This window comes from Pedobacter cryoconitis, from assembly GCF_014200605.1.
GTDB classification, from domain to species: domain Bacteria; phylum Bacteroidota; class Bacteroidia; order Sphingobacteriales; family Sphingobacteriaceae; genus Pedobacter; species Pedobacter cryoconitis_B.
In genome coordinates, this window is record NZ_JACHCE010000015.1 from 1 (window position 1) to 6,238 (window position 6,238).

The following is a 6,238-nucleotide window of genomic DNA, read 5'->3' on the forward strand; positions in this document are numbered from 1 at the left end:
CCTATGTAAGTTCTACGCCACCAGCAGGTACAACTTATGTTCCCGCTACCGGATTATGGACTATAGGGGCTTTAGCAAATGGGGCAACCTCTACCATGACCATTACCGCTAAAGTAAATGCGACCGGGCCTTATGCCAATACAGCAACCATTACTGGAAATGAAACTGATCCGGTTACGATTAATAATACCTCTACAATTCTGCCAGTACCAGTTCCGGCTTCAGACAAGTCAATTGTAAAAACAGTAGATAATCTGACTCCGGCAGTGGGCAGCAATGTTGTCTTTACACTGGTAGCCACGAACAATGGTCCAAGTACCAGTAATGCAACCGTAGTTACTGATTTACTTCCGTTAGGTTATACCTATGTGAGTTCTACCCCTGCGGCAGGAACATCGTATATCCCTTTAACCGGAACATGGACTATAGGGCCTTTAGCAAACGGAGCTTCTTCTACCATGACAATTACCGCGACAGTAAATCCGGTAGGTCCTTATATAAATACAGCAGTAATTACAGGTCTTGAAATTGATCCTGTACCTGGAAATAATACTTCTTCAATAACACCGGTGCCAGTTGCAACCAGTGACAGATCGATCGTAAAGACTATCGATATCGCGAATCCGCCAGTTGGCAGCAATGTAGTATTTACATTGGTTGCGACGAACAATGGTCCGAGTACCGGTACCGGCATTACTGTTACTGATTTACTTCCCGCAGGTTATACTTATGTAAGTTCACTTCCTGCCCTGGGCACCACCTATGTTCCTGGTACTGGACTATGGACTATCGGTACTTTGGCGAATGGATTAAGTTCTACATTAGCCATTACTGCTACCGTCAATCCTACTGGTCCTTATGCCAATACAGCTACCATTACCGGAAATGAAAATGATCCTGCTGCTGGTAATAACACTTCAACCAGTGCGCCGGTACCAGTAGCAATTACAGACAGAGCAATCGTAAAAACTGTCGATAACCTAACTCCTGTAGTGGGAAGCAATGTTGTATTTACGCTCGTTGCAGCAAACAATGGATTAAGTCCGGGCACTGGAATTACAGTTACAGACTTGCTTCCGGCAGGATATACCTATGTAAGTTCTACTGTTCCGGCAGGTACCACTTATGCTTCCGGAAGTGGTATATGGACTATTGGTAATTTAGCAAATGGGGCAACCTCTACCCTGACTATTACTGCTAAAGTAAATGCAACCGGACCTTATGCCAATACAGCCACCATTACTGGAAATGAAACTGATCCAATCGTTGCAAATAATACCTCGGCGATTGTACCTATACCAGTTCCGTCATCGGATAAATCAATTGTAAAAACAGTCAATAATCTGGCTCCGGCAGTAGGCAGCAATGTAGTATTTACATTGGTGGCAACGAATAATGGTCCGAGTACAAGTAATGCAACTGTAGTGACTGATTTGCTTCCAATAGGTTATACCTATGTGAGTTCTACCCCTCCTGCCGGCACAACCTATGTACCATTAACCGGTACATGGACAATCGGTGCACTGGCAAGTGGCGCTTCTTCTACGATGACCATTACTGCAACGGTAAATCCAGTAGGCCCTTATACGAATACGGCAGTAATTACAGGTCTTGAAATTGACCCCGTACCTGGAAATAACACCTCTTCAGTCACACCTGTTCCATTACCAATCACAGACAGATCAATCGTAAAAACGATCAGTAACCTGATTCCTGTAGTAGGTAGCAATGTAGTATTTACGCTTATTGCAACCAATAATGGTCCAAGTGATGGTACTGGAATCACAGTTACTGATTTGCTTCCTGCAGGTTATACCTATGTAAGTTCTACTCCGCCAGCAGGCACAACCTATGCTCCTGTTACCGGATTATGGACTATTGGTAATTTGGGCATTGGAACAAGTTCTACTTTAACTATTACTGCTACAGTTAATTCAACTGGTCCTTATATTAATACGGCTACCATCACAGGAACTGAAACAGACCCGATAACTATCAATAATAGCGCCTCGGTTGCACCAGTACCAGTTCCTACCACTGACAGATCTGTTGTAAAAACGATCGATAATCCGGCTCCGGCAGTAGGAAGTAACGTAGTCTTCACACTCGTTGCTACTAATAATGGCCCGAGTACCAGTAATGCCACTGTGGTCACCGATTTACTTCCATTGGGTTATACTTATGTAAGTTCTGCCCCACCAGCAGGAACAACTTATATACCGCTAACCGGTACATGGACAATAGGTGCTTTAGCAAATGGCGCTTCTTCTACCATGACCATTACCGCAACGGTAAATGCAACCGGGCCATATGCGAATACGGCTGTGATTACAGGTCTTGAAATTGATGGTATCCCTGGGAACAATATCTCTACAATAACTCCTGTTCCAGTTGCCACCACCGACAGATCTATTGTAAAAACAGTTGACAATCCAAATCCAGCTGTGGGTACTAATGTTATCTTCACACTAGTAGCTACCAACAATGGTCCTAGTACAGGTACCGGTATTACCGTTACCGATTTACTTCCGGCAGGTTATACTTATGTAAGTTCTCTCCCTGCTCTGGGTACAACTTATGCGCCTGCAACCGGCTTATGGACTATTGGTACTTTAGCGAATGGATTGAGTTCGACCCTCGCTATTACCGCAACAGTAAATGCAACCGGACCTTATACCAATACTGCTACGATTACAGGAAATGAGAATGATCCTTCTGGCGGTAATAATACTTCAACCAATACCCCGGTACCAGTTGCCACTACCGACAGGTCGATTGTAAAAACAGTCAATAATCTAACCCCGGTAGTAGGAAGCAATGTAGTTTTCACATTAACAGCTAACAATAATGGCCCAAGCGCAGGTACTGGAATTACAGTTACAGATTTACTGCCAGCTGGTTATACTTATGTAAGTTCTACTCCACCAGCAGGGACAACTTATATACCTGGAAGTGGTATCTGGAATATAGGTAATTTAGCAGGTGGTGCTAATGCTGTACTGACCATTACAGCTAAAGTAAATGCTACAGGCCCTTATGCCAATACGGCTACTATCACAGGAACTGAAAATGATCCGGTTCCGGGCAATAACAGCGCTACAATTTTACCAGTACCAGTACCTTCGGCAGACAGATCTGTTGTCAAAACGGTAAATAATCCGAATCCGGCAGTAGGAAGCAATATAGTCTTTACTATTGTTGCAACTAACAATGGTCCAAGTACCAGTAATGCCACTGTGGTTACTGATTTACTTCCGGCTGGTTATACTTATGTAAGTTCTACCGCACCAGCAGGAACAACTTATATACCACTAACTGGTTTATGGACAATCGGTACACTGACTAGTGGAGCTTCTTCTACCATGACTATTACAGCAACGGTGAATCCAACCGGACCTTATGCCAATACGGCGGTAATTACTGGTCTTGAGGTTGACGGTGTTCCCGGAAATGATATTTCAACTGTAACACCGGTACCAGTTGCAACGACAAACCTGAGTATTGTAAAAACTGTAGATAATCCTGTACCATATGCTGGCAATCAGGTCATCTTCACTTTACTTGCATCAAATGCAGGACCAAGCAATGCAACAGGTGTTACCGTAAATGACCTGGTTCCTTCAGGATACACTTTTGTATCTGCTGCTCCATCAATCGGTACTTATAATAGCGGAACAGGGATATGGAATATTGGTAATTTGATTAATGGCGGAAATGCTACCCTGACAATTACAGCTACTGTAAATCCAACAGGTAATTATGCCAATACAGCAACCATTACTGGTGGACAGAATGATCCTTTACCTGGTAATAATACCTCAACGGCTACTACAACCCCAGTGAGTCTTCAGATTTCAAAAACAGGACCTGCAACAGCAAGCGCCGGTAGCACAGTTAATTATGTGGTTACCGTAAGTAATAACGGTATAGCAGACGCATTGCTTCAGTCTATCGTTGATAATGTATCTGCGACTTTAACAAATGTGAGCTGGACCGCAACAGGAATAGGTTCTGCCACTGTGATAACTGGTGCAACTGGCACGAACAACAATGTTGCTGTGACTGGTAATATACCTGCCGGCGGTGGTAACCAGATCCGGATTAATATTACCGGAACTATTCCTTCGTCAACTGTAGCAACAACTGTTTCTAATACAGCGAGTGTAAATACACCTGGAAGTCCTTTGGTTAACTCTAATACAGTTGTAACCACGATCACTAAGGATGCTAATGTGAAAATTCAAAAATCAGGACCTGCAACATTAGCTGCGGGAGGTAATGTAAGTTATACGCTGAATGTAACTAATACAGGACCTTCGGATGTGAATAATGTAAATATTATTGACAATCTCCCTGCTGGAATAAATGCAGTAAGCTGGACGGCCACTACACAAAATGGGGCAGTGCTTAACAGTCCTGCTACAGGAACTGGAAATGTAAATATCCTGGCTAAGATCCCTGCTGGAACTGCTTCAGTTCAGGTAGTCATCAATGGTGTACTTAGCTCTGGTTATACTGGAACTACACTTGTAAATACAGCCACTGCCACTCCCGAACCCGGAGTTAATAATCCAGTACCGGCAACAAGTACAGTTACCTCAACAATTTCCAGACTGGCAAATGTTCGTATTACCAAATCAGGTCCTGCTAATATAGGGGCTGGCCAGGCTATCTCTTATACCATACGTATTGTAAATGACGGGCCTAGTGATGCACCAGGCGTAATTATTCAGGATGTTATTCCTGCCCAGATATTAACACCAACCTGGACAGCAACTGTTCAGAATCTGGCTACTGTAAGTGCTGCAAGCGGAACTGGAAATATTAATATAACAGGAGATATTCCGGCAGGCACAGGAGTAATCAATATTGTGGTTAGCGGGACTGTTGATCCTGCTACGCTGGATGGTGCTCAGTTTACGAATACTGCCACTGCAAATTTCCCTGCAGGAAGTCCGGTTACTGATCCTGATTTAACTTCGAATACCAGTTCAATTCTTACACAGGTCCAAAATTCGGCAGATGTCCGGGTATCTAAAAATGGCCCTACTACTGTCAATATCGGAGACCCAATCACTTATACGATTGTGGTTTCAAATGGTGGTGCAGGAAATATACCTACCGCAACGATTACAGATAATGTCCCTTCTTCTGTAACTGTAAACAGCTGGACTATCACAGGCGCCGGGGGTGCAACATTCCTTGGACCAAATACAGGAACGAGTCCGGTTATTAATATAGTTGGAAGTATTCCTGTCCCAGGGACTTTAACCCTTGTAATTCAGGGAACTATTAATGCAGCTGCATTACCATCATTCACAAATACAGTGACAGTAACATCACCAACAGCTGCACCTACAAGTTCTGTAACTACAGCTGTTAACCAGTCTACAGATTTGATCATTGAAAAAAGTGGTCCGCAAACAGCTACAGCGGGTTCACCTATTGCTTATACAATCAAAGTAAGTAACGCAGGTCCGGTTGATGTAAATGGCCTAACAATTAATGATATAATTCCTGCAGATATACAGGGTGCAACCTGGACGGCAACAACTGTCGGTGCTGCCACCGTGATCCCTCCTTTATCGGGATCTGGAAATATTGCTATCACAGGAAATATTGCAGCTGGTTTAGCAAATTATATATTGATTAACATCAATGGAACTGTAAGTTCTTCGCCAGGTGCAGCGACAATTAATAATACAGCAACAGTTACATCTTCTGGCACTGTAGTCGATTTCAACCTGGCAAATAATACCAGTACAGCTTCGACATCTGTTGGAAAACAAGCAGATTTTGAAATTATAAAAACTGTTAATAATTCTACTCCAGCTGTAGGCAGCAATGTAACATTTACGCTTCTGGCCACTAATAAGGGACCAAGTGATGGCACTAATGTTACTGTTACTGATTTACTGCCTTCTGGATATACCTACCTGAGTTCAACTCCACCTGCTGGCACAACATATGCACCTGGAACCGGTTTATGGACTATTGGTACATTGGCAACCGGTACAAATCAAAGCATGACTATTACGGCTTCAGTTAATGCTACCGGACTATATGCCAATACAGCAACGATTACAGGCGGAGAGAGTGATCCTGTTGCAGGCAATAATACTTCTACAGTAACTACTGTTCCGACTGCAACAACAAACTTAAGTCTGGCTAAAACAGTAGATAACCCAACCCCTGCTGCAGGTAGTAACGTAGTATTTACATTGGTTGCGACCAATAA

At 43.3% G+C, this 6,238-nt stretch carries 1 pseudogene; it reads left to right on the forward strand.

Annotated elements, in window-relative coordinates:
• A pseudogene (locus HDE68_RS26265) lies at positions 1-6,238 on the forward strand (DUF11 domain-containing protein); the annotation flags it as partial.